General features: G+C 61.1%; 22 protein-coding genes. 12 read left to right on the plus strand and 10 right to left on the minus strand.

The window, feature by feature from the left end; translation table 11 throughout:
• Positions 1-62 precede the first annotated feature (62 nt).
• Positions 63-266 (plus strand): hypothetical protein, encoded by a 204-nt coding sequence (locus HGP14_RS12880; RefSeq protein ID WP_168830208.1) that lies wholly within the window; start codon positions 63-65, stop codon positions 264-266.
• A gap of 327 nt (positions 267-593) precedes the next feature.
• Complete coding sequence (locus HGP14_RS12885) at positions 594-1,514, plus strand: LysR family transcriptional regulator (protein WP_168830209.1); 921 nt, start codon at positions 594-596, stop codon at positions 1,512-1,514.
• 7 nt (positions 1,515-1,521) lie between these two features.
• Here the strand turns inward: HGP14_RS12885 and HGP14_RS12890 are convergent, their stop codons facing one another.
• From HGP14_RS12890 to HGP14_RS12900, 3 genes are all read right to left on the minus strand, one after another.
• Complete coding sequence (locus HGP14_RS12890; RefSeq protein WP_168830210.1) at positions 1,522-2,373, minus strand: alpha/beta fold hydrolase; 852 nt, start codon at positions 2,371-2,373, stop codon at positions 1,522-1,524.
• Positions 2,374-2,429: 56 nt separating this feature from the next.
• Positions 2,430-3,107, minus strand: a complete 678-nt coding sequence (locus HGP14_RS12895) for an RraA family protein (protein ID WP_168830211.1) — start codon at positions 3,105-3,107, stop codon at positions 2,430-2,432.
• A 128-nt stretch (positions 3,108-3,235) separates the two neighbouring features.
• Positions 3,236-4,345, minus strand: coding sequence for a zinc-dependent alcohol dehydrogenase (locus HGP14_RS12900; protein WP_168830212.1), 1,110 nt, complete (start codon positions 4,343-4,345; stop codon positions 3,236-3,238).
• Between the two features lie 153 nt (positions 4,346-4,498).
• Between HGP14_RS12900 and HGP14_RS12905 the strand changes: the two genes are divergently transcribed.
• The gene (locus HGP14_RS12905; protein ID WP_168830213.1) at positions 4,499-4,795 is read left to right on the plus strand and encodes a hypothetical protein; all 297 of its coding nucleotides are present in this window, start codon (positions 4,499-4,501) and stop codon (positions 4,793-4,795) included.
• A gap of 11 nt (positions 4,796-4,806) precedes the next feature.
• On the opposite strand, the gene HGP14_RS12910 is transcribed toward HGP14_RS12905, so the two are convergent.
• From HGP14_RS12910 to HGP14_RS12925, 4 genes are all read right to left on the minus strand, one after another.
• Positions 4,807-5,847, minus strand: coding sequence for an amidohydrolase family protein (locus HGP14_RS12910; protein WP_168830214.1), 1,041 nt, complete (start codon positions 5,845-5,847; stop codon positions 4,807-4,809).
• Between the two features lie 42 nt (positions 5,848-5,889).
• Entirely contained in the window at positions 5,890-6,756 is an 867-nt protein-coding gene (locus tag HGP14_RS12915) for a hypothetical protein (protein WP_168830215.1), read from the minus strand.
• Between the two features lie 121 nt (positions 6,757-6,877).
• On the minus strand, positions 6,878-7,417 hold the full coding sequence (locus tag HGP14_RS12920; RefSeq protein ID WP_168830216.1) for a chromate transporter: 540 nt from the start codon (positions 7,415-7,417) through the stop codon (positions 6,878-6,880).
• The gene (locus tag HGP14_RS12925) at positions 7,410-7,997 is read right to left on the minus strand and encodes a chromate transporter (protein WP_168830217.1); all 588 of its coding nucleotides are present in this window, start codon (positions 7,995-7,997) and stop codon (positions 7,410-7,412) included. Before HGP14_RS12925 ends, HGP14_RS12920 begins: the two co-directional genes overlap by 8 nt.
• A 576-nt stretch (positions 7,998-8,573) precedes the next feature.
• On the opposite strand from HGP14_RS12925, the gene HGP14_RS12930 reads away from it, so the two are divergent.
• From HGP14_RS12930 to HGP14_RS12970, 9 genes are all read left to right on the plus strand, one after another.
• The gene (locus tag HGP14_RS12930) at positions 8,574-10,085 is read left to right on the plus strand and encodes a tripartite tricarboxylate transporter permease (protein ID WP_168830218.1); all 1,512 of its coding nucleotides are present in this window, start codon (positions 8,574-8,576) and stop codon (positions 10,083-10,085) included.
• Positions 10,082-10,630: a tripartite tricarboxylate transporter TctB family protein gene (locus tag HGP14_RS12935; protein WP_168830219.1), complete on the plus strand. Its 549-nt coding sequence runs from the start codon at positions 10,082-10,084 to the stop codon at positions 10,628-10,630. Before HGP14_RS12930 ends, HGP14_RS12935 begins: the two co-directional genes overlap by 4 nt.
• Before the next feature lie 280 nt (positions 10,631-10,910).
• Positions 10,911-11,915: a tripartite tricarboxylate transporter substrate binding protein gene (locus tag HGP14_RS12940; protein WP_168830220.1), complete on the plus strand. Its 1,005-nt coding sequence runs from the start codon at positions 10,911-10,913 to the stop codon at positions 11,913-11,915.
• A 75-nt stretch (positions 11,916-11,990) separates the two neighbouring features.
• Positions 11,991-13,781: a thiamine pyrophosphate-binding protein gene (locus HGP14_RS12945; RefSeq protein ID WP_205927133.1), complete on the plus strand. Its 1,791-nt coding sequence runs from the start codon at positions 11,991-11,993 to the stop codon at positions 13,779-13,781.
• 36 nt (positions 13,782-13,817) lie between these two features.
• On the plus strand, positions 13,818-14,675 hold the full coding sequence (locus tag HGP14_RS12950) for an NAD(P)-dependent oxidoreductase (RefSeq protein WP_168830221.1): 858 nt from the start codon (positions 13,818-13,820) through the stop codon (positions 14,673-14,675).
• Positions 14,676-14,788: 113 nt separating this feature from the next.
• Positions 14,789-16,006: a hypothetical protein gene (locus HGP14_RS12955; RefSeq protein WP_205927134.1), complete on the plus strand. Its 1,218-nt coding sequence runs from the start codon at positions 14,789-14,791 to the stop codon at positions 16,004-16,006.
• A gap of 104 nt (positions 16,007-16,110) precedes the next feature.
• On the plus strand, positions 16,111-17,616 hold the full coding sequence (locus HGP14_RS12960) for an ethanolamine ammonia-lyase reactivating factor EutA (protein ID WP_205927135.1): 1,506 nt from the start codon (positions 16,111-16,113) through the stop codon (positions 17,614-17,616).
• Positions 17,617-17,812: 196 nt separating this feature from the next.
• Complete coding sequence (locus HGP14_RS12965) at positions 17,813-19,051, plus strand: cupin domain-containing protein (protein ID WP_168830222.1); 1,239 nt, start codon at positions 17,813-17,815, stop codon at positions 19,049-19,051.
• Positions 19,000-20,565, plus strand: a complete 1,566-nt coding sequence (locus HGP14_RS12970) for an ethanolamine ammonia-lyase reactivating factor EutA (protein WP_205927136.1) — start codon at positions 19,000-19,002, stop codon at positions 20,563-20,565. The genes HGP14_RS12965 and HGP14_RS12970 overlap by 52 nt, the downstream gene beginning before the upstream one ends.
• A gap of 66 nt (positions 20,566-20,631) precedes the next feature.
• Here the strand turns inward: HGP14_RS12970 and HGP14_RS12975 are convergent, their stop codons facing one another.
• From HGP14_RS12975 to pcaH, 3 genes are read right to left on the minus strand one after another with little or no spacing between them, the layout of a single operon-like run.
• On the minus strand, positions 20,632-21,684 hold the full coding sequence (locus HGP14_RS12975; RefSeq protein WP_168830223.1) for a 3-carboxy-cis,cis-muconate cycloisomerase: 1,053 nt from the start codon (positions 21,682-21,684) through the stop codon (positions 20,632-20,634).
• Positions 21,685-21,686: 2 nt separating this feature from the next.
• Complete coding sequence (gene pcaG, locus HGP14_RS12980) at positions 21,687-22,301, minus strand: protocatechuate 3,4-dioxygenase subunit alpha (protein ID WP_168830224.1); 615 nt, start codon at positions 22,299-22,301, stop codon at positions 21,687-21,689.
• Positions 22,301-23,050: a protocatechuate 3,4-dioxygenase subunit beta gene (gene pcaH, locus HGP14_RS12985; RefSeq protein ID WP_168830225.1), complete on the minus strand. Its 750-nt coding sequence runs from the start codon at positions 23,048-23,050 to the stop codon at positions 22,301-22,303. The genes pcaG and pcaH overlap by 1 nt, the downstream gene beginning before the upstream one ends.
• Between the last annotated feature and the right edge of the window lie 6 nt (positions 23,051-23,056).

A 23,056-nucleotide genomic window follows, 5' to 3' on the forward strand; every position in this document is an offset into this window, starting at 1 on the left:
GTCTTTCCATTTTAGCACTTGGCGCTTATATGCAGTGCAACATAATGGCGGAGACAGGAACGATGACGACATTGGCTTTTCGAAATGAAGGCAATTCCGAATGGGTCCGCAGTGCGTTCGGCGGATTTTTCGACGGCATGAGCCTCATCAGCGCAGCTCGCGAGTGCTCGCGGGCTCGGCGTGAACGCCGGGCGCCCTCACGAGCCGCCCTGCACAGCCTTGGGATCGACGAAACGGCTTTCGAGCGCACCTACAAACGGCGTTGAATCCCTTTAGACATACATGAAAAAGCGGCGATCAGATCGCCGCTTTTTCATTTTAGACATCCTGCAGACGAAACCACGCCGACGAGGAAGCCGACACCTGCAGCAGCAAAGCCACCGGCGAGACGCGTGGCTGCCACGCATAGATCTTTCAATAGTTTACAGCGCGAACCGCCGCTTGGCAGGTAAAGGTTTCCGCGCATTTGAACAGCTACGCGCGGCTTTTGCCGATGCCGGAACGACGTCCCCCCGCATTCGAACTCCTCACGCCGCAGCGAAGTAAAATTTATTCGCTTTACATCAGCGTTAAGTTTTTTTATCGTCATCTCTATGAAAAATATAACTTTTCGACAGCTCAGATCGTTACTCGCGATAGAGACTCACGGAAAGATCGTTGACGCTGCGAAGGTGCTCGGCCTCACTGCACCGGCAGTCACATTGCAACTTAAGCAACTCGAAGCCGAAGCAGGTGTCCAGCTTTTCGAACGCATGGCCCACGGCATGTACCCGACGGAAGCGGGGAGGGCCGTCCTTGCTGCCGCTCGCGATATTAATGATCGCCTTCACCTGCTGAGCGATGAGATGAACGCGTTCAAGGGTCTTAAACGTGGCCGCATCACGGTCGGCGCTGTTTCGACCGTACGGTATTTCGCAAAGCCGATGCACAATGCCTTTTCAGCCGAGTTTCCGGATATTGACCTCGAAGTTATCATCGACCGTCGCGCCGAGACGATCGAGCGGCTGAAGAACCGGACCATCGACATCGCGCTCGTCGGCAGGCCGCCACGCAACATCTCGGTTCGCGCCGCCATCTTTGGGGAGCATTCTCTGGTTGTTGTCAGCGCTCCCAATCATAGCCTAGTCGGCCGCTCGGCCATTTCAAAGGCTGAAATCGCGGAGGAACATTTCATCGTTCGTGGCTTAGGTTCGAGCACCCGGATATTCTTCGAGCGTTTCATGAACGAGGTTCCTGGCAGGGCGGCTCGTGCGAACACGGAAATGGACGGCGTCGAGGACATCAAGCGGGCCGTCATGGCCGATACCGGCGTTGCATTTCTTGCCGCCCACAGCGTTGCAGCTGAAGTTCAGGCGGGCAAACTTGCTATCCTCGACGTCGCCGGTCTTCCGATCCGCTGTCAGTGGTTTGCCGTCAGCCGCACTGACCGGGCGATGACCCCGGTCATGACGGCCTTTCAAGAGTTCCTGGTCCGGCAGAGCGGTAAATTTCTGCCGGATGCCCAGCCACACTGAATTTTTCTCAGGCACTTGCCTTGAGGAATTCAATGACGCGCGCGTTAGTGCTCGCTTCGTCTTGGGCCGAAACCGGAACATCCCAATATTGCGAGCCCGGAATGCATTCCTGCAGATAGCGTGCTGCCGATGTCGCGTGTGACGCGTCGGAGCCTGGCACGATCAGGGTCGGGATGCTGAGACGCAGCAGGTCCTCCGGTTCGGCACCGGGCGACGTGTCGCGGTCCAGAAGGCTCCGGACCATGCCTGCGAGGATCAGTTTGTATTGCTCGACGTTCTGCTTCGCATAGCGTTCTGCAAACTCGGGGTCGGTGCGCAGGGCCGAAACCCACGGGCCGACGCGCGCGTCCTTGCCGAAGGCGCTGCCAGGTTGCCTGGCAAGAGCAACGACAGCTTCGAGCCCATTCTGATGAACGAAGGCCAGGTGCTCGGCAAAGCGCTGGTGCCCGTTGATCCGGTATTTGGCACCGCCGACGGGCCAGAAAAGCACCATGCCTGCTGTTGCTTGCGGGTACGCGACGCCGAACGCAACGGCGACACTGCACCCCATGCAACCGCCCATGACGTAGGCCTTTTCGATATTGAGCGCGTCGAGCATGCCCTTGGCGTGGTGAGCATAATCGACCCATTGCAGAGGCTCAACGCGGCCACCGGTCTTGCCGGTGTCGCGGCGGTCAAAGGCGATGCAGGTATAGTTCTTCGAGAGATTGTCGAGGAACTTCACTTGCGAATAAATGCCCTGGGTGCGCCATTTTTCCACGTCGGCATCGAAGCCGCCGGGCGCGCACATCAGCAGGGGAGGACCGGAGCCGAACACCTCGTAATAGGTGTCGATTCCATTGATGGTAACATTTGCCAAGGTTCACCTCCTTGAATGGATGCCCCGACCGCAAAGCGGCCGCGGGCTTGAATGGGTCAGAGGCCTTCGCAGCCAAGGCGCTGGAGCGTTTCGTCGACCCAGAGCTTGGGATCGAGCTTGCCGGCCAGGGTATTGGCGACGGTCTTGGATTCGGCCTCGTGCTTTTTGGCAGCGGCTTGGTAGAGGGCTTCGGTCTGGTCGTAGGGGACGCAGAGCAGGCCGTCATCGTCGCCGATGATGAGGTCGCCCGGTTCGATCACCATGCCGCCCAGCGAGATCGGCACGTTGATCTCGCCCGGACCGTCCTTATAGGGGCCGCGATGGGTGACGCCGGCGGCGAACACCGGATAGGTATTGGCGCGGATCCAGCCATAGTCACGCACGGCGCCGTTGATGACGACGCCGACGACGCCAATGGCGCGGGCATGCGACAACATCATTTCCCCGACCAGGGCGTTGGAAAGATCGCCACCGGCGTCGACGACGATGACGTCGCCCGGTTCAGCCATCTTGAGGGCCTTGTGAATCATCAGATTGTCACCCGGACGGGTCCGGACAGTGAAGGCTGCGCCGGCCATGGCGCCACCGGCATGGAGCGGGCGCAGCGTCGGGCCGCCGGCGCTCAGACGGTTCATGGCGTCGCTGACGCAAGCCACCGGGACATCGAGAAAGCGCTTGGCGGTTTCGGCGGTCACCTTGCGGTGGCGCGGCATGATTCTGAATCCGATGGACACGATCGTTGCTTCCATTTTTTCGTTGAAAGAGTGCCGACGCGGGAGCCGATGGGTGACATGGATCGCGTCGGTAGGATCAAGAGCCGGGCGGGATGGTCCCCGCCCGGAAGAGGTCTATTGCCTAGGGCTTATTCCCAGGGCATCAGCGAGGCATGGATCACGTTCGGCACGCCCTTGCCGCCGACCGACTCGATGGCCAGCGCCGCGTCCTTGAGGCCGAACTTATGAGTGGTGATCATGTCCAGCGGGAAGCGGTTGGAGGCGATCTGCTGCAGGGCCAACTCGCAGGCCTCGTAGCTGTGGCCACGAGCGCTCTTCATGGTGATGGCCTTGACCGTCATCTTTTCGAGCGGGAAGTTCGGGAACTCCTTGAGCTCGCCCTGCACCAGGATGGTGCCGGCCTTGCGCTTGAGAGCTTCGATGCCCAGCGTGATCGGGATCGTGCCGGCGCCGGCGGTGCAGTCGAGCGAAACGTCGACGCCTTTGCCGCCGGTGATTTCCATGATGCGCGCCAGCGGGTCTTCCTTCTGCACGTCGATGACGTAGTCGGCGCCGAGCTTCTTGGCAACTTCCAGGCGGGCAGCGTCCTTGCTGGTGCCGGTGACGATGATGAGGGAAGCGCCGGCCTGCTTGCAGATGACGGTCTGGGACAGGCCCTGCTGGCCGGGACCCTGGATCAGCACGGTCGAGTTATAGCCGACGCCCGAATCGAACAGCGACCATTCGATGCCGTTGGCCATCGGGGTAACGAGGCCTGCCAGTTCGGGCGAAACGCCCTTGGGCACGTGGTGGACCACGGCGTTCCACGGCAGGTAGACATATTGCGCAAAGCCGCCCCAGAGATGGGGAGCACGTTCGGCCGAGGTATAGCCGTAGCGGATGCCTTCGGGATTCTTGCGCCAGTCGGTGTTTTCACAGTGGCGGTACTGGCCACGGTGGCACCATTCGCACTTGCCGCACATGACATAGTGTTCGACGAAGACCAGATCGCCTTCCTTGAAGCCCTTGCGGCGCGTGAACTCGCGGCCCGCCTTGGCGATATAGCCGATGTTCTCATGGCCCATGATGGTGGGCGCATTGTTCGGCGGCGTCTTGAACAGCTTGACGTCGGTGCCGCAGATGCCGGCAACTTCCATCTTGAGAAGCGCGCCGTCTTCCGGAATATCCGGCATCGGAAATTCCTGGATTTCCATTTGGCTAGGTCCGGTGCGGACCGCGGCGAGAACCTTTTCAGTCATGCGTCAACTCCTTGCGCTTGGCAATGGCCGGCTGCGGACCCCGCATCCGGCGCTTGATGTTTTTCCATATTCAGTTTTGACAAGGGCAGGGTCGCTGCCCTATGTAACCTCTTACCGGCCGCCATCGGGGCGTCGGCTTTCCCGTTCGAAACCATGCTCAAGACAGCTTCCAGAAATGCCGAGCACGTTGCCGCAATCCGCCAGATAAAGGCCTGGACGCGCGAACGCTTTTCGCTGTCCGAAGACGTATCCGTCATGGTGGCAGAGGTCGCCTGCGGCATGCCGGGCTGCCCGCCGCTGGAAACGATCGTGACCTTCTGGACGAGCCCCGAAGCACGACACGTCTTCAAGGCCTTCAAGCCGGCCCGCGAAATGACGCCGGACGACCTGCCGCCCTATTGGATGAAGAACGCCATCGTCTCCGACAGCGAAAATCCGAACTGCTGCTGAGCGGGGGCGGCTCATGCCGCCCGGCCCGGCCGCCCGCGCGCGGTCAGTTGCTTGTCGAGCCGCGGATAGACGCGGCGCGCATTGCCTTCGAAGACCTTGTAGCGGCTCGTCTCGTCAAGCGAGCTCAGCTGGTCGATATAGCGCTTGGTATCGTCGTAATGATGCCCGGTCTCCGGATCGATGCCCTTGACAGCGCCAAGCATTTCGGAGGCGAAGAGGATGTTGTCGACAGGGATGACCTTCGACATCAGCTCGATGCCCGGATAGTGATAGACACAGGTATCGAAGAACACGTTGTTCAGCAGATGCTCAGTCAGAAGCGGCTTCTTCATCTCCTGTGCCAGACCGCGATACCGGCCCCAATGGAAGGGAACGGCGCCGCCGCCATGCGGGATCACGAATTTCAGCGTCGGGAAATCCTTGAAGAGATTGCCCTGGATGAGCTGCATGAAGACCGTCGTGTCACCATTAATATAATGTGCGCCGGTATGGTGGAAATTCGGATTGCAGGACGAGGTGACGTGGATCATCGCTGGCACGTCGAGCTCACAGAGCACTTCGTAGAGCGGATACCAGTGCTTGTCCGTCATCGGCGGATCGGTCCAGTAGCCGCCGGACGGATCGGGATTGAGGTTGACGCCGACGAAATCCAGCTCCTCGACCATCCGCCGCAATTCGGGAATGCAGTTCTTGGGCGCGGCGCCGGGATGCTGCGGCAATTGGCCGACAGCAGCAAAATTATCCGGCAGAAGCTTGCAGATGCGATGGATCAGATCGTTCGACATCGCCGACCATTGCATGCTGACGGCTTCCGTGCCGACGTGATGCGCCATACCGGCGGCGCGCGGCGAGAATATCGTCAGGTCGCTGCCGCGCTCCTGTTGAAACTTCAGCTGCGGCGCAACCGATTCGCGGAGCATGTCGTCGGAAATGCCAAGCTCGGTGCTTTGCGGGCGGCGCATTCCATCTGCAAGACCGGCGAGCTGCTTGTCGCGGAACTGATGCAGCGCCTGCGGCTCGGTGGTGTAGTGTCCGTGAATGTCGATGATCATGGCGGTGTCCTTGAATACCGTTGCACGCGGTGAAGCCAGGCTTCAGATCGTGGGGTAGAGTTCGTTCGCGTCGTAGAGGCGCGGCGTGATGCGCTGCTCGGCCGAATAGGCGAAGGCGAGCTGCAGCGAGGCCCTGTTCGCATCCAGCCCGTAAGCCGGCGGCGGCGTCGCTCCATCCTCGATGGCAATGCGGCGCGCTTCCTCGAATATCTCCATCAGCTCGCCGAGGAGCCAGGGATGGTCCTCGACCAGCGCCGTCTTGACGGTCAGGGTGTGGTTGATGGGCACGATGCCGGTGCGGGCGATCCAGGCGTCGGCGATCGCCTCCGCATCCGGAATCACGGTGCGGATGCCGGAGGGATCGACCTCTCGCTCTCCCATAATGGCCGAGAGCGCGCCGGAGAGCATCAGCGGCCGCAGCGCCAATTCGCTCCGGTTGCGCTCCACGTTCGACGGATCCTCGTATTCGCTGAGATGGGCATCTTCCATGGTGACCCAGGTGATGCCATCGAGATCGACGCCATATTCGTGCTGGAGGAAGCCCCGCACCCATACGCCCGAGGTCTGGGCATAGGCCCGCACGCCGACCTTCGTTCCCGCAAGATTGCGCGGCCCTTTTACAGGCGAATCGGTGGGACAGACGAGATTGGTATGGGGCAGGCGGCTCCAGAGCGGAATGGCGAGACCGGTGATCGGCTTGCCGTAATGGTGTGCCAGGAGATGGGTGACGATTGCCATTTCCGAGAGGTCGAGCTCGCCGCCGCGAACCATCGTGCGGAATGCTTTCGGGAGCGGCTCGTAATCCTGAAATTCGAATCGGACGCGGCTCGACTGAACGCGGCCATCCTTCAGTGGCTGGACATGGGAATGCTTGCCCAATGCCGTGCGAAGAACCAGTTTTTCAGCCATTTCATTCTCCTTACGCCGCGTTCGTTCTTTTATGTGGAACGGTGTTCTCCTATAGCCATAATACTGTGAAACGGCTGCCGGTCAATTCCGGCAGCGATGTTTTTCTCAAAGGTGCTGTCGCTCAGGCAATCCCGGCCAGGTTCAACAGGAAAAAGGAGGCTCCTACCGCGCCGAGGATCGGGTAGGGGCCAATCTTGGTGAACATTAGCAGCGAAACGGCGATTGCGATCGTCGCAATCTCGATCACCCCGACACCGGCGGAGCTTGCGACGGCAAATACCCCGGCAAAGATCAGGCCGACGGCGACCGGCGCCAGCCCCCGTTCGGCGGCCATTGCCCAGGCGGTGTGCCGATGGCGATTCCAGATGCTGCCCAAAATGCATACGAGGAGCGAGGAGGGGAGAAAAATCGCGACTGTCGCGACGATTGCGCCGGTCAGCCCGCCAATATGCCAGCCAATCAGCGCGAGGATCAGCGTGCCCGGTCCCGGAGCCGCGCGCGAGATGGCGTAGAAATCCGTGAATTCACGGGCCGTTAGGAAATTATGCACGTCGACGACCTGATGCTGCAGCCCCGCCACGATCGACTGGCCTCCGCCGAAGGACACCAGCGACAACGGGATGCAGAGCAGGACAAGATTGAGCAACTTGCCATCATCCATTTTTCTTCTCCTGCTTAATAAGGAAGGCGCACACGATGCTGAAGGGTATGGCGCCCGCGACCACGGGAATGAGAGGCCAGCGCAACACGCCGACCACCACAAAAACGGCAATGGCGATGAGCGATGGCACCAGCTGCTGCCGCACCCTGCGCGATGTCTTGATTCCCATCGTCACCGAGGAGGCGAGGCCGACGCAGGCAAGCCCGCGCAACACCGTGTGTGTCTGCGGATAGGCGCTCAGCTGCTCATAGACCATGCTCATCAGCAGAATGACGGTGAAAGCGGGCAATAACATCCCGAACAGTGCAACGACGGCGCCGGTCCAGCCCCGCAGCTTCAGGCCGATATAAACCGCGAGGTTCATCGGATTGGCACCTGGCAATATCTGCGCGATCGTCAGCGTTTTGATGAAATTGTCGTCATCGAGCCACTTGCGGCGCTCGACGATCTCTCTGTGCGTCCACCCGGCCATGCCTCCCCCGAATGACGAAGCGCCCAATCTCAGGAATGATGTAAGGAGCGCTCCGAGGGAAACCTCCGGCTCCGATCCTATCGTCTTGTTGTCGACTGGCTTGTCCAACCGGTCCCTCCCATCGCCGAACTTCCATTTTCCCGGCACTGCGCCGGGCCGGCGCGAAGCACCGTCCTGCTGAAAATGATACTTGCGGCGCTCGGGAGTCCACGCCATTTCGCTTAATGATCAGAATAAGAAAAACTTACTCTTCGTCATGTTCGTTGAATTTTACCGTTGAACATCAAGGGTCATTGGCGGGAATTGGTGATTTTATTTATACTCGAAGGCCTAAAACCGAGCTATATAAAAAGCTGCTGACACGCCGTCTGACCACCCTTAAGAATCTACTAAAAATGATGAAGATTTCGAAGAAAACCGTTTAACTATAGGGAGTTAGATGCGTTCCTCACAGCGGAACCGTGTCCCTCCTACAGGAATGCCTCTTGCCAGCCCGCATAAAAAGTGATGGACTAAGCATAAATTTTTGCTTTGGACAAAATTTGGGGGAGTGTCCCTAATGCAAAAAATGGCCGGGACCTAAAGTAAACCGGCGTGGACAGATCGGCCGCCGAGGAGCAAGCGGTCAATTGATGGAAACCAGCTTGATGCCGAGAGGTCATCGGCGGGAGGAGTTAAACTGCAATGATTGAGACTATGTTCGGGGCGCTCTTCGGCCTCGTAAGCTCCCCACACATTATGGGCCTGATGTTGGTCGCCGTTGTGTGCGGCCTTATGGTCGGCGTAACGCCGGGTATCGGCGGCAAGCTGTCGATCGCCATGGCCATTCCGTTCGTCTATGGCATGGATATGGTGGCAGGCGCCGTCTTCCTCTTGACGATGCATGCCGTCAACGGCACTAGCGGTCAGATATCGAGCATTATGTTCGGCATCCCTGGAGACGGTGACGACGCGGCGACGACGCTCGACGGTTATCCGCTGGCGAAGCAGGGACAGGCTGCCCGCGCGCTAGGCGCTAGTATCACGGCGTCCGGTGTCGGCGGTATTATCGGTGCGGTCGTCTTTGCGATCATGATCCCGATCCTCGAGCCGGTCATCCTGATGTTCAGCCCGGCCGAGTTCTTCCTGATCGCACTGCTCGGTATCAGCTTCATCGCGTTCCTTTCGAGCGGCAGCCGTATCGTCAAGGGTCTGATCGTCGGCTTCTATGGCCTGATGCTGTCGACCGTCGGCATGGATCCGGTCACCGGTACGCCCCGCTATGCAGGCGACTTCCTCTTCCTGTGGGACGGCGTCAGCCTGGTCACCGCGGTTCTCGCCATGTTTGCTGTGCCTGAAATGATCGCGCTCAGCACCAAGGGCGGCTCCATTTCCGCCGTGGCGATGGACAAGGGCTTTTCATACAAGCAGCTTTTCTCGGGCGTCATGGAAGTGCCGCGCCATTGGTGGCTGGTTGTTCGCACCTCGGTCATCGGTGCCATCATCGGCATGATCCCTGGTCTCGGCGGTTCAACTGCAGCCTGGCTCTGCTACGGCCATGCAGTTCAGAGCTCCAAGCATCCGGAACGCTTCGGCAAGGGCGCGATCGAAGGCGTTATCGCGCCGGAAACCGCCAGCAACGGTAAAGAAGGCGGCTCGCTGCTTCCGACACTGTTCTTCGGCATCCCCGGCAGCTCGGGTATGGCGGTCCTGCTCGGCGCATTCCTGATCCTCGGCATCCAGCCCGGCGCCTTGATGGTCACCAAGCATCTCGACCTCGTCTGGACGCTGATCTGGGCTCTGGTGGTTGGCAACCTGATCGCCGTAGCAATGCTGCTTGTTATCTGTCGGTGGGTCGCGGTACTCACATTCGTGAACGGCCGCATGCTCGTGCCTTTCATCCTTGTGTTCGTATCGCTCGGCTGCTTCGTCAGTGACTTCCAGTGGCAGAACCTGGTGATGCTCGTGCTCTTCAGCGCCATCGGCTACGGCTTCCTTCGTGCAGATTGGCCGCGCGCACCGTTCGTCATCGGCCTTGTGCTCGGCGGCAAAGCGGAAGCATCGCTGCACCAAGCGCTTCAGCTCTGGGGTTACAGCTTCTTCCTTCGCCCGCTCTCGCTCGTGCTGATTGCCATGATCGTCTCGCTGATGGGCTATGCCTTCTATCGCAACTTCCGGCCGGCCGCCCGCCGCCATAACGCAGAGGTCAGCCCATGACCATGAAGAATGTAACGTTCAGTACCTGCCTCACCGTTGTCATGCTGGTGATCTTTACCTCGATGGTCGGGCTATCTTTCGGATTTCCAGCCAAGGCGCGCTTCATGCCGCTGGTCGTCGGTGTGCCTGGCATTGCACTTTGTCTGATCCAGCTCGCGATCGATCTCTTCCGTTCGCCGGCAGCGCCTGCTGCCGCATCGGTTGGTCAGGCGATTGCCGCCGCCAGCTCGCCGGAGAGCGGCAGCGACGAGGCTGAGCTGCCGGAATTCGGCCCGCACACCGCGCGCCAGGAACTGGTGATGGCCGCCTATTTCGTCAGCTTCATCGCCGGTGTCGTCGCCTTTGGTTTCTACATCAGCGTGCCTATCATGCTGCTGACGTTCCTGAAGCGGCAGGCAGAGTGCAGCTGGAAGCTCTCTGTCGCGCTCGCGGCAGCTGCAACGCTCGTCCTTTATCTGGTGTTCGGCAGGTTGCTTGGCATCGAGCTTCATCCGGGCCTCGTCACCCCCTGGGTACTACACGCCCTCGGGATCAACACGATCTAACAGCGGCAAGGCAATTGTCGTCGGGTCGCAAGGAGGCCTTACGGGAGAATGGATGTTCGCTCCGGGCGCGGCGAGACGCCTATGCCGCCGCGATTTCGGATCCGGAATTCCTGAAAGGCCGAGGCGCTGGAACCGCCGGTCACTTAGGAGGTTGGCGAAGCGGTAGCTTCGTCCGTTCAATGCGCGCTCGACCAACCACCAGAGATCGTCGAGTTCGTAAGTCAGACTATCAACTGAGATTAACCGTGTATCGCATGCACAGCTCAATGGGAGGGAAGTAATGAACATGCAATCCATTCGTATGGCGGTTTTTGGCGCCGCTGCGCTGACCGCGCTCTGGACAGGCAATGCGCTTGCCCAGGAAGGTCCGGAATTTTTCAAGGGCAAGACGGTCAACTATATCGTCGCGACCGCACCGGGCGGCGGCTATGACACCAACGGCCGACTCGTCGCACAGTTCATGCAGAAGCATCTGCCGGGTTCGACGTTCGTCGTTCAGAACATGCCGGGCGCGGGCCATCTGATCGGGGCGAACTTCATCTATGCTTCCGATCCCGACGGCCTGACCTTCGGCACGTTCAATACCGGCCTGATCTACAGCCAGCTTTCCGGCAACCCGGGCATCAAGTTCGATCTCGCCAAGATGTCGTGGATCGGAAAGGTTTCGTCTGATCCGCGCGTCATCGTCGTTTCCAAGGATTCGGGCATCAACAGCTACGAAGACCTGGCGAAGCTCCAGGAGCCGATCAAGTTCGCATCTGCCGGCGTCGGCAGCGCATCGACCATCGAAACGACAATGCTCGTCAAGGCGCTCGGTCTCAAGATCGAGGTTGTCTCGGGTTACAACGGCAGTGACGACCAGCTCGCCATGCGCCGCGGCGAGGTTCAGGGCATCATCGGCTCGCGTTCCACCTTCCAGCCCTTCGTTGACGCTGGAAACGGCAAGTTGATCGCGCAGATCGGCGGCTCGGAAACCGACGTGCCGCAGCTCGCCAGCTTCGTCAACAATGACGACGCAAAGCGCGTCATCGCGCTCGTCGAATCTCAGAGTGATATTTCGCGTCTGACCGCGGGGCCGCCTGATATGCCAGCCGACCGCCTCAAGACTCTGCGCGACGCCTATACCGCGGCGACGTCCGATCCGGAATTCCTTGCCAAGGCTAAGGAAATTGGTCTCCCCGTCGATCCGAAGATGGGTGACGACGTCGGTAACTTGGTCAAGAACGCCATGAACCAGACTCCTGAGGTAGTGGGCTTCCTGAAGGATTCGCTGAAGGACAACTGACCGGAGGCAATCTCGAACTGGCGGGCGGCTACGAGGGCCGCCCGTATTTTGACCGGATCAGGAAGGGGGGAGACAGTGGATAAGGTAATGGTCGCGGCTGAGGAGACGGCTGTGAAGAAGGACGGTGGACCTTCGGCATGGCAGTCGGACATTATTGCCGACCTGATCAAGCAATACGGATTTCCGTTCATCACGCTCAATCCGGGAGCCAGCTATCGCGGCCTCCATGACTCGCTGGTGAACCATAACGGCAATAATCCGCCGATGCTCGTCTGCCAGCACGAGAAGGTTGCGGTGCAGATCGCTCACGGTTACGCGAAGGCGACCGGCGAACCATTGGCCGTGATCGTCCATAACGTGGTTGGATTGCTGCACTCGACCATGGGCGTCTACTACGCCTATACAGACCGGGCACCCGTCTTCCTGATCGGCGCGACCGGTCCGATGGACGAAGGCAAGCGCCGTCCGCGCGTCGACTGGGCGCATACGGCCAACGTCCAGGGCAACCAGGTCCGCGACTACGTGAAATGGGACTATCAGCCGGGCGGCATTGACGGCGTCGTCGACAGCTTTGCCCGCGCCTATTCGATCATGATGACCGAGCCGCGCGGCCCGATCTATATGTGCTACGATGCAGCGCTGCAGGAAGCGCCGCTTGAGGCGCCAATTGCGCTGCCCTCGCCGAAATCGGCCAAGGTGCCGAGCCGCATCGCGCCCGATCCGAAGGCGCTCGAGGAAGCGGCCGACAGACTCGTTTCAGCCGAATGGCCGGTGCTGCTGCCGCAATTCGTCGGCCGCGACAAGAACGGCTATTCCGACATGGTGGGCCTGGCAGAGACGCTCGGCGCGCCGGTGGTCGATACACAGTGGCGCCTGAACTTCCCGACCGAGCATCCGCTCGACATGCGCATGAGCAAAGACATCTTCAAGCAGGCTGACCTGATCACGCTGCTCGACTGCCGCGACTGGGAACGGCCGACACATGTCAACGACCGCATCAACCGCACGCTGAAGCCGCTCTTTCCGAAAGGCTGCGACTGGCTCGACATCGGCTTCGCTGACATTGAGATCTCCAAGTGGGCGACGGATTATCAGCGCTTCCCCGAGACGGCGCAACGCGTGCTGGCCGATACGGCGCTGGCGATCCCGGCGCTGACGTCGCTGATCAAGGATCGCGTCAAGGGCGATGCCAAGCTTGCAAGCCGCATTGCTGAACGTGCAAAGGCCGTCGGTGCGATGCACGACGCCCAGCGCGCCAAATGGCGCGAAGAGGCCCGAAACGATTGGAACGCCAAGCCTGTGACGCTCGCTCGCCTCGCGAGCGAGGTGTGGGACAAGATCCAGCACGAGGATTGGGTTCTGACCACCAATGCCTTCGAAGATTGGGCGTTGAAGCTCTGGGATTTCGACAAGCCCTATCGCTGGCCGGGCAAGGCGCTCGGCACCGGCACGCAAATTGGCATGGCGACAGGTATTGCGCTCGCCCATCGGGGCACTGGCCGCCTGGTAGTCGATTGCCAGACGGACGGCGATCTCATGTTCGATGTCGGCGCGCTGTGGTTTGCCGCCAAGCACAAGGTGCCGTTCCTCTGCGTCATGCACAACAACCGCGCCTACTACAATGACTGGGAACACCAGATCACCGTCGCCCGCCAGCGCGGCACCCCGGAAGAGCGCGCGCATATCGGCATGGATCTCTTCGATCCTGCGCCCGACTTCGCGACCCTCGCCCGCGGCCTCGGTTGGTATGCGGAAGGTCCGATCGAGGATGCGAATGATATCGGCGCCGCCCTCGAGCGTGCCATCGCGCAGGTCAAGAACGGCGTGCCGGCCTTGATCGACGTCGTGACCCAGCATGAGGGCTGAAATCGTGACAGTACGCAAATATCTGTGGAGGCAGGCATGAAGGTTGCAGTCGTCGGTACCGGGGAGATGGGGTTGGCTATGGCCGGCCACATGCTCGACAAAGGCCATGAGGTCTCAGCCTTCGACATCAACGCCGAAAGGCTGGCATCCGCCGGCGCGCGCGGCATCACCGTCAAGACGGCGCTCAGCGATCTTTCCGAGGCCGAGCTTTACGTTCTGGTCGTCGCAAGCGACCAGCAGGTGATCGATGTCTGCGAGGAACTGTCGGAAAGCGCGGCTGCCGGATCGGTCATCGCGGTCGCAGCGACGATCAATCCGGAGACGATGCTTCAGCTTGGGCCGAAGCTCAAGGAAAAGGGCATCGGCCTTGTCGATGCGCCCGTCGTCTACGGAGCAGCCGGTGCAAAATCCGGCACGCTGCTGACGCTTTGCGGTGGAACGGAGGAGGATGTCGAGCGCATTCGCCCGGCGCTGATGTGCTACAGCCGCGATGTGCTGCGCGTCGGTCCGCTCGGCTCCGGCCAGATCGCCAAGGCCTGCAACAATCTGCTGCACTGGGTTCACTGCGTTGCGAACTACGAAACGCTGCTGATCGCCAAGCGTTATGGGATCGATGCCCAGCGCATGCGCGAGATCCTGCTGCTCTGCCCCGGTACGAACGGAACGCTCGCCCGCTGGGATACGACACGTTTCACCTGGCAGGAAAAGGACATGGATGTGACGCTGGATCTGGCGCAGAAGGCGGGATTGATGCTGCCGCTCGCCGGTCAGGTCGACCAGATCATCAAGTCCTTGAAGGCTGATGATGTCAAAGGGCTGCTCTACGGGCCTGAAGCCAACTATCTCGGCAGGGTCGTTCGGCCGCTGCCGGCCTCCGAGGGAGGTCTTGCCTGAGCGCCCGCTGTTGCGGCGCCTTTAAAGTTCACGCCCGCACGTGTGTGCCGGATCGCTCCGGCACTTTGGCTTGGCGGGGAAAACTGAAGCACTGAAATGAAAGCGATGTTGTTATGGCCAATGAAAAGACAACCGTGACCGATCCGGTTCCGACCGCCGATCCCAGCAATTCGAAATTCCTTGTCGATCCGTATCGCGACTGGGCCCAGGGCGAGGGGATCCCGATCCATTTCGACCTCGGCCATGACCTGCTTGCGCTCGAGACCAGCGCGTGGGACCGCTATGACGCCCGCGGCTGCTTTGCCCATACCGTTGGCATGGGCGATTTCATGACGAATTACGTCATCGAGGTTCTGCCGGGCAAGAAGACACGGCCGGTCAAGCATCTCTACGAGGCCTTCTTCTACGTGCTGTCCGGCTACGGCTCGACGACGGTCTGGCTGCCGAACGGCGAGACCCGGACGTTCGAATGGGGCCCGAAGGCGCTGTTTGCCATTCCGCTCAACTGCCAGTACCAGTTCCACAACGGCTCCGGCCAGGAGACCGTGCGGCTGTCGTGCACCAACGATGCGCCGCTGTCGATCAACCTCTATCACAATCTGAAGTTCATCTTCGACAACGACTTCGACTTCGACGACCGTGTCGGCGGCACCAAGCATTTCGAAGGCGAGGGCGTGCTTTATACCTACGGCGCCGAATCCGCCCGCAAGATCCAGAATGTCTGGGAAACCAACTTCGTCCACGACCTGACGAGCTTCAAGCTCTATGAGTTCGACGGTCGCGGCAAGGGCTCGCTCAACGTCAACTTCGTTCTCGCTGACGGCACGATGCATTCGCACGTGTCGCAGATGCCGGTCGGCCGCTACAAGAAGGCGCATCGCCATGCGGCCGGTACGCACGTGCATGCCGTCGACGGCGAGGGCTATTCGCTGATGTGGTACGAGGGCGATTCCGAATTCAAGGAAATCCCCTGGCGCCACGGCTACATGTACACGCCGCCGTTCTGGATGTACCACCAGCACTTCAACACCTGCGACCAGCCGGCCCGCTACGTTGCCTGCTCGCTCGGCAGCCGCCGCTATCCGTTCATCTCTCTGCGCCGCAAGAGTGCCGAAGGCGGCGGGGCGACGTCGGTCAAGGATGGCGGTCGCCAGATCGAGTACGAGGATCAGGATCCGCGCGTCCATCGCAAGTTCCTCGAGGAACTGCAGAAGACCGGCGTGCCGTCGGCCATGGGCGACATTTTCGACGAGCCGGCAGTCCTGGCGCTCCCGAAGGAAAGCCTGACCGGCGTGATCCAGACCCCGATCCTCAAGGGTCCGGCAAGCTGATCTTGCAGCAAATCGAGTCCCCGTTGTGAAACGGGGACTTCCTTTGATGCCGGTCCCATCCGGCGCCGGCGAGGGCCGGCAGAAACGCACAGGAGATACCGCGCGTGCACGATCTCGATTTCGAACACGAGCATGGCGATCTGTCCGAAGACGAACGCAAGGCGATTTCCGACTGGCTTTGGCAGCAGGAGACAGTCGAGCTTCTGACCGTCGGCATCGACATCGGCAGCTCGACATCGCACCTGCTTTTTGCCCGGGTGACGATGCGCCGCGAAACCGAAGACCTCTCCAGCCGCTTCACCGTGATCGACCGGCAGGTGGTCTGGCGTTCGCCCATTCTGCTGACGCCGTTCCTGCCCGATGGCACGATCGATGCGCATGAACTGCGCCATTTCTTCGCGCATTGTTATGAAGATGCGGGATTCAAACGCAGCCACATCGATACCGGCGCGGTGATCCTGACCGGCGAGGCCATCAAGCGCAAGAATGCCCGGGCCATTGACGAAATCTTCGCACACGAATCCGGCCGCTTCGTCTGCGCGACGGCGGGCCACAAACTGGAATGCATGCTGGCGGCCCACGGATCGGGTGCAACCGAACTGTCAAGGAAGCGCAATGCGCGGGGGCTACACGTTGATATCGGCGGCGGCACGACGAAACTTGCGCTGATCAGCAAGGGAGAAATCCTGAGCGTGTCGGCCTTCGCAGTCGGCGGGCGACTGATCGCCCAGGACAAGACCGGTACCTGGTCGCGCGTGGACGAATCGGCGCAGATCGTCGCAAGGGAACTCGGGATTGCGACGGACGCGGAAACCCTTGCGAAATCGGAACACCGCCAAGCCATCGCAAAGCGCCTTGCCGCCGTCGCAGTCGATCAGATCCTCGGCGTTCCGCTCGATGCCCTCGGCGAAGAGCTTGAGCTGACCGAGCCGCTGGAGCGGATCGGCAAGCCGGACTACATTACCTTCTCGGGCGGCGTGTCCGAATATATTTTCAAATATGAAACCGCCGGTCATGGGGACATCGCACAGATGCTTGCCCAGGAGATCATCGCCCAGCTTACCGAGCGTCTCGACGTGCCGATCGTCGATGCCGGCCAGCGCATCCGCGCAACGGTCATCGGCGCATCGCAGTTTACCGTGCAGGTGAGCGGCAAGACCATGTATCGCACTGGCGACAAGGGGCTGCCGTCACATAATATTCCGGTGGTCCATCTCGGCCGCGCCATTCCGGAAGTGGTGGATGCGGAAGCGATCACCGCTGCGTTCAAGAGCGCTGCGTCCCGCCAGGACACGAACATCAATGCGCCTTTGGCGCTGGCTTTTACGTGGACGGGACTTCCGGACTACGGCCGGCTGCTTGAAGTTGCGAAGGCGGTCAAGGCCTTCGCCGCGCCCTCTGGCCGGCGAGAGGAACTGCTGGTCCTCGTCATCGACGGGGATGTCGGACAAACGCTCGGCCGCATTCTCGATCGCGAGCTTGCGATCGGTCCGAACCTGATTTCCATCGACGGCGTCCAGCTGAAAGACCTTGATTTCGTCGATCTCGGGGAGTTCATCAACCCGCCGGGCGTCATTCCGGTCGTCATCAAGTCGCTGCTTTTTTCCTAAGCGAAGAAGATCGGCGAACCGTCGCGAAAGTCGTTGATTTCACGCGGGAGCGGATGTACGTTAGGATTAAAGAAGAACAACGTTCCTTATAGAGGAACAAGTCATCTGGCGGCAGGTGCCGCGGTCATCGGGAGGAACTCTGCGGCGCGCGGCAAGCAGCGATGGCAGGCCTCATAATCGAGAGGAGTAAGACGATATGCATCAGGATCCATTGGGCGGCGGTACAGGAACGCACTGGCATGAGCCGGCAGGCACCAAGAAGGCGGGCTTCGGCGAATTCAAGAAGCAGCCGACCCCCTATGACCAGTTCATGGAAGAAGAGGGTATCCCTGTATTCCGCGACCTCGGCGTCGACAGCGTCAAGAACCTGCCGCTGAAGTCCTGGAAGCGCACCGGCGGGCGCGGCACCTATATCCAGCTCTACGGCACGGAAACGAAGTGGGGCTGTCACCTGGTCGAGGTTCCCGCAGCAGGCGCGCTGAACCCTGAAAAGCACATGTACGAGGAAATCTACCTCGTCGTCGAAGGCCGCGGCTCGACTGAAGTCTGGCTTGACGGCGAGAGCAAGAAGCACGTCTTCGAATGGCAGGAGGGTTCGATGTTCTCGATCCCGATGAACGCCATGCACCGCATCGTCAACGCCACCAACAGCCCGGCGCTGCTGCTCGGCGGTACGACCGCTCCGAACGTCCTGAACCAGATCCAGAACGTCGACGCCGTTTTCAACAATCCCTTCCTCTTCCGTGACCGCTTCTCCGGCGCGGACGACTTCTACAAGTATCGCGAAGAGATCGAGCCCGATCCGGTTCGCGGTCTCGCCATGCGCCGCACCAACTTTATGCCGGACGCCGTCAACTGCGAGCTGCCGCTCGATAACCGCCGCTCGGTCGGCTATCGCCGCGTCGAGCCGTTCATGACCAACAACGCCTTCTACTACTGGATCGGCCAGCACGAGAACGGCCGCTATTCCAAGGCGCACGCCCATACCTCGGCAGCAATCCTGATCTGCCTCAAGGGTCAGGGCTATACCTATACCTGGCCGGAAGAATGCGGCGTCAACCCGTGGGCGACCGGCCATGCCGATCGCGTCCGCCGCCTCGACTACGGCCAGTACGGCATGGTCACGGCTGCTCCCGGCGGCGCGCGCTGGTATCACCAGCACTTCAGCGTCTCCAAGGAGCCCTTCCGCCTGACGGCTTGGTTCGGCCCGCACAATCCGGGCCGCGACCCGGGTGCGCCCGGCGAAAAGCATACCGACTACACCGCGATCGACGTCAACGAAGGCGGCACCGCGATCCCGTACTGGATGGAAGATCCGCAGATCCGTGAGGAGTATGAGGCGCTTCTGAACAAGAACGGCGTCGAAGTCCGCATGAAGCCGGAATGGTACGAAAAGCCGGCCGATACGACCGCGAAGAAGTCGACCGTCGTCTGATCATGTCAGACGAAGTGGAGGAACAGGGCGGCCGCATATTCTTCTCGAATATCGGCCGCAGCATGGAAGTCGAAGACGAAATCGTGCTGGTCAGCGTCGGCATCGATATCGGCTCTTCGACCTCCCATCTTGCCTTTTCGCGTATCGTGCTCGAACGGCTCGATACGCGTTATATGGTGGTCGAACGCACGCTGCTGCATCAATCGGATGTGCTGCTGACGCCCTATCGCGGCGAGGACGAGATCGACGCCGACGTGCTCGGCGCCTTCATCAAGGCACAGTACGAGGCGGCCGATATCACGCCTGAGTCGATCGATACAGGCGCGCTGATTCTCACCGGTGTCGCCGTCCGGCGCAGCAATGCGCGGGCGATCGGAGAGCTTTTCTCCGAGCAGACAGGAAAGTTCGTCGTCGTCAGTGCTGGCGACGGCCTGGAGACGACGCTTGCCGCCTTCGGCTCCGGCGCCGTCTCGCGCTCCGGCAAGACGGGCGAGACCGTGCTCAACGTCGATATCGGCGGTGGCACCTCGAAGCTCGCGCGCGCTTCCAACAATGCCATCCAGGCGATCGCGGCCATCGATATCGGCGCCCGCATCGTCGCCTTCGATGCTGAGCGCAGGATCAACCGCGTCGAGGAGGCCGGCCGCTACTTCGGCCGCCGTGCCGGCGTTCGCGTCGAACTCGGCGAAGTGCTTTCGCAAGAGGATGCGCAGAAGCTTGCCGATGCAATGGTCGACCAGCTCTTCGAGGCCATGCAAGGCGGGGAGATGAGCGCCGAGACATCGAAGCTGCATCGCTTGCCGTCACTGCCGGCAGCACCGCTGCCTGATGTCGTGACCATTTCCGGCGGCGTTTCGGAATTCCTTTATTCCGAAACCGCGGCGGAGTTCAGCGATCTTGGGCCGCTTCTGGCCAAGACGCTGCGCAAGCGGCTGGAAGGCTGGGGTCCGCGACTGGAGAAGCCGGAGCAGGGTATCCGCGCCACTGTGGTCGGCGCCTCGCAATATACGGTGCAGGTGAGTGGCAGCACGATCTTCGTGCATCCGCTGGAGACGCTGCCGGTCCGCAACGTGCCGGTCATCAAGCCTGCGATCGTCTTCGGCGACGAGATCGATCGTGTCGATGTCGCGGCCAAGATTCGCGACTCGCTGGCCCGTCTCGATCTCGGCGAGGGCGACAACCCGGTGGCGCTCTGCTACGACTGGGAGGGATCGGCAAGCTATCGCCGGCTCGACGATTTCTGCCGCGGCGTCGTGGACGGTCTCTCGGCCATCCTCGACAAAGGTCATCCGCTGATCCTCGTCGGCAACGGCGATGTCGGGGGACTGGTTGGGATGCATTGCAAACTGGAGACCGGAATCCGGACGCTTGTGTCCATCGACGGGATCAAGCTCGACGAGTTCGATTTCATCGATATAGGCGCAATGCTGGAGACCTCAGGCGCCGTTCCTGTTGTCATCAAGTCACTGGTGTTTCCCGACAGGCACCTTGGCAGAGCATCTGCCAACGATTAATGGCCATAGGCGATCTTCCAACTGCAGCGTCCTACGTTGGTTGATCGCCGATGGTGCCTTCGGCGTTTACTTAAGCTGTGGCGGTCCGAGACGGCGAATGTTGCCGACAAGATCCTGTGCGAGCCGCAATGCTGCCCCACAGGCCGCGGCCATTTGAGGCAAAACCATCCATTCGAGGGTCCAGGCCGCGCCGGAGCGCTCCTGCTCGTGGATCATGGAATGGTGGATGGCGGAAAGTTGCGTAGCGTTGAAACGGGCAAGGGCAACCAGCGTCTCCGCCGCCACCGGATTCTGCTTGTGAGCCATCGCCGAGGAGGCACCGCCGCCGCTGAGGGCGATCTCGTCGCCCGCCTGCGCCATCAGCGCGATATCCTGGCCGAATTTGCCGAGGCTTCCGTTGATGAGCGACAGTAGGCCGGCAAATTCGGCAACGACGGCCCGCTGGCTCTGCCATTGCGGCAGGTCGGTCAAGCCGAGCTCCTGCGCGAGCGAAGCCCGCACGGCCCCCGCCTTGTCGCCGAACTTCTCCAGCGTGCCCGCCGCGCCACCGAATTGCAGCGGGAAGCGCAGCTCTGTCAGCGTCTCGCGATAACCCTCGAGCGGCGAGCGCCATGCCCGCAGCCGGTCGGCGACCGTGATGGGGATGGCCGCCTGCATGCGCGTCCGGCCCATCATCGGCAGGTTGCCGAAACTTGCCTCCAGTGCCGTAAGGTGCGCATCGATGGCCACGAGACGGCCGGCAAAGAGGTATGCGACAGGCTTCAATCGCAGCATCAGGCTGCTATCGATCACGTCCTGGCTCGTCGCGCCGATGTGCACGTGCGCCCCCGCATCACCCGCGGCAGCGCGAAGCTGGCGTACGAGTTCGGGCACGACCACGCCATCACGCGCCGTGGCATTGCGAAGCGCCGCAAGGTCGGGAGCGAACGAAGAGCACGCGCCGGCGATCGCCGCAGCGGCGCCCACCGGAATGATGCCATGCGCCGCCTCTGCTTTCGCCAGCGCCGCCTCGAAGGCAAGCATGGCGCGGATATCCGCATCAGCTGAGAAATAGGCAGCCGTCTCCTCGTCGCCGAGAAGGCCAGAGAGAAAGGGATGGTCGAAGACAGAGGCGCTCACAGCTAAATGTCCAGGAACACCGTCTCTCCGTCACCCTGAAGCCGGATGTCGAAGGTATACGCCGATCCGTCCTTAGCCGCGATTAGGGTCGCGACGCGTTCGCGATGTTCGATGCGGGCGAGCAGCGGATCTGCCGCGTTGGCTTCGGTCTCCTCGGGGAAATACATCCGTGTATGCAGGCCGATATTGATGCCGCGGGCGACGATCCAGAAGGTGATGTGCGGCGCCATCTTCCGCCCGTCCTTGAACGGCACCTTACCCGGCTTGACGGTTTCGAAGCTATAGACGCCGTCGTCGGCGTGTGTCGGGCAGCGGCCCCAGCCGGTGAAGTTCGGATCGGCCGTTCCGCGCATTTCCGCCGGGCTGTTGTAAAGACCCGCGCTGTCTGCCTGCCAGATCTCGACGACGGCATCGCGAACGAGCGCGCCTGCGCCGTCGAAGATGCGGCCGGTCACGGTGATCCGCTCGCCGAGCGTCTTGTCGTTGACCATCTTCGTTCCGAGGTCGCTCTCGTAGACGCCGCCGATATCGCAGAAATTCGGCGTCAGGCCGATGTGAACATAAGGACCTGCCGTTTGCGACGGGGTTTCCTTCAGATAGCCGAGTTCCTGAGTCATCAGTTGCCCTCCAGCTTGTTTTCGAACATCGTCGAGCGGCGGCCGCGCAGCACGATATCGAACTTATAGGCGCGGCTGTCCATCGGGATCGTATTGCCCCAGTCGAGAGGCGCGATCAACTGCTCGATGGCTGCCTTATCAGGGATCGTGCCAACGATCGGACATTTCCAGATCATCGGATCGCCCTCGAAATACATCTGCGTGATCAGCCGCTGCGAAAAGCCGTGGCCGAAGATCGAGAAGTGGATATGGGCCGGACGCCAGTCGTTGACGCCGTTCGGCCATGGATAGGCGCCCGGGCGAACGGTGCGGAAGAAATAGCGCCCTTCCTCATCGGTAATTGCCCGGCCGCAGCCGCCGAAGTTCGGGTCAATCGCCGCAAGATAGGTTTCCTTCTTGTGGCGGTAGCGTCCGCCGGCATTCGCCTGCCAGAACTCCACCAGCGCGCCCGCCTGTGGCCGCCCGCGCTCGTCAAGCACGCGGCCATGCACGATGATGCGCTCGCCGATGGCGCTTTCGCCGGGCTTGGCGAAGTTTTGGATCAGATCGTTGTCGAGTTCGCCGATCATCGCGTGGCCGAAGACCGGCCCGGTGATCTCCGAGATCGTGCCGTCGAGCGACAGCAGGGCGCGCTGCGGCGAACGCAGGATCGAGGTCTTGTAGCCCGGTGTATAGGCCGGCGAATGCCAGGCGCGGTCGCGGGCGAAGAAGGCGCCGGTCTCTGGCTTGCGGTTCGGTATATCGGTCATGGTTTC

It is taken from the genome of Rhizobium sp. P32RR-XVIII (assembly GCF_012641395.1).
Lineage (GTDB): Bacteria > Pseudomonadota > Alphaproteobacteria > Rhizobiales > Rhizobiaceae > Rhizobium.

Bases quoted from the DNA above. Each gene is read 5' to 3' on its own strand.
- HGP14_RS12940 (WP_168830220.1), top strand. From the start codon at position 10,911: ATGAACATGCAATCCATTCGTATGGCGGTTTTTGGCGCCGCTGCGCTG.
- HGP14_RS12880 (WP_168830208.1), top strand. From the start codon at position 63: ATGACGACATTGGCTTTTCGAAATGAAGGCAATTCCGAATGGGTCCGC.
- HGP14_RS12885 (WP_168830209.1), top strand. From the start codon at position 594: ATGAAAAATATAACTTTTCGACAGCTCAGATCGTTACTCGCGATAGAG.
- HGP14_RS12930 (WP_168830218.1), top strand. From the start codon at position 8,574: ATGATTGAGACTATGTTCGGGGCGCTCTTCGGCCTCGTAAGCTCCCCA.
- HGP14_RS12950 (WP_168830221.1), top strand. From the start codon at position 13,818: ATGAAGGTTGCAGTCGTCGGTACCGGGGAGATGGGGTTGGCTATGGCC.
- HGP14_RS12900 (WP_168830212.1), bottom strand. From the start codon at position 4,345: ATGACTGAAAAGGTTCTCGCCGCGGTCCGCACCGGACCTAGCCAAATG.
- pcaH (WP_168830225.1), bottom strand. From the start codon at position 23,050: ATGACCGATATACCGAACCGCAAGCCAGAGACCGGCGCCTTCTTCGCC.
- HGP14_RS12955 (WP_205927134.1), top strand. From the start codon at position 14,789: ATGGCCAATGAAAAGACAACCGTGACCGATCCGGTTCCGACCGCCGAT.
- HGP14_RS12910 (WP_168830214.1), bottom strand. From the start codon at position 5,847: ATGATCATCGACATTCACGGACACTACACCACCGAGCCGCAGGCGCTG.
- HGP14_RS12920 (WP_168830216.1), bottom strand. From the start codon at position 7,417: ATGGATGATGGCAAGTTGCTCAATCTTGTCCTGCTCTGCATCCCGTTG.
- HGP14_RS12935 (WP_168830219.1), top strand. From the start codon at position 10,082: ATGACCATGAAGAATGTAACGTTCAGTACCTGCCTCACCGTTGTCATG.
- HGP14_RS12915 (WP_168830215.1), bottom strand. From the start codon at position 6,756: ATGGCTGAAAAACTGGTTCTTCGCACGGCATTGGGCAAGCATTCCCAT.
- pcaG (WP_168830224.1), bottom strand. From the start codon at position 22,301: ATGACTCAGGAACTCGGCTATCTGAAGGAAACCCCGTCGCAAACGGCA.
- HGP14_RS12970 (WP_205927136.1), top strand. From the start codon at position 19,000: ATGGTACGAAAAGCCGGCCGATACGACCGCGAAGAAGTCGACCGTCGT.
- HGP14_RS12965 (WP_168830222.1), top strand. From the start codon at position 17,813: ATGCATCAGGATCCATTGGGCGGCGGTACAGGAACGCACTGGCATGAG.
- HGP14_RS12905 (WP_168830213.1), top strand. From the start codon at position 4,499: ATGCTCAAGACAGCTTCCAGAAATGCCGAGCACGTTGCCGCAATCCGC.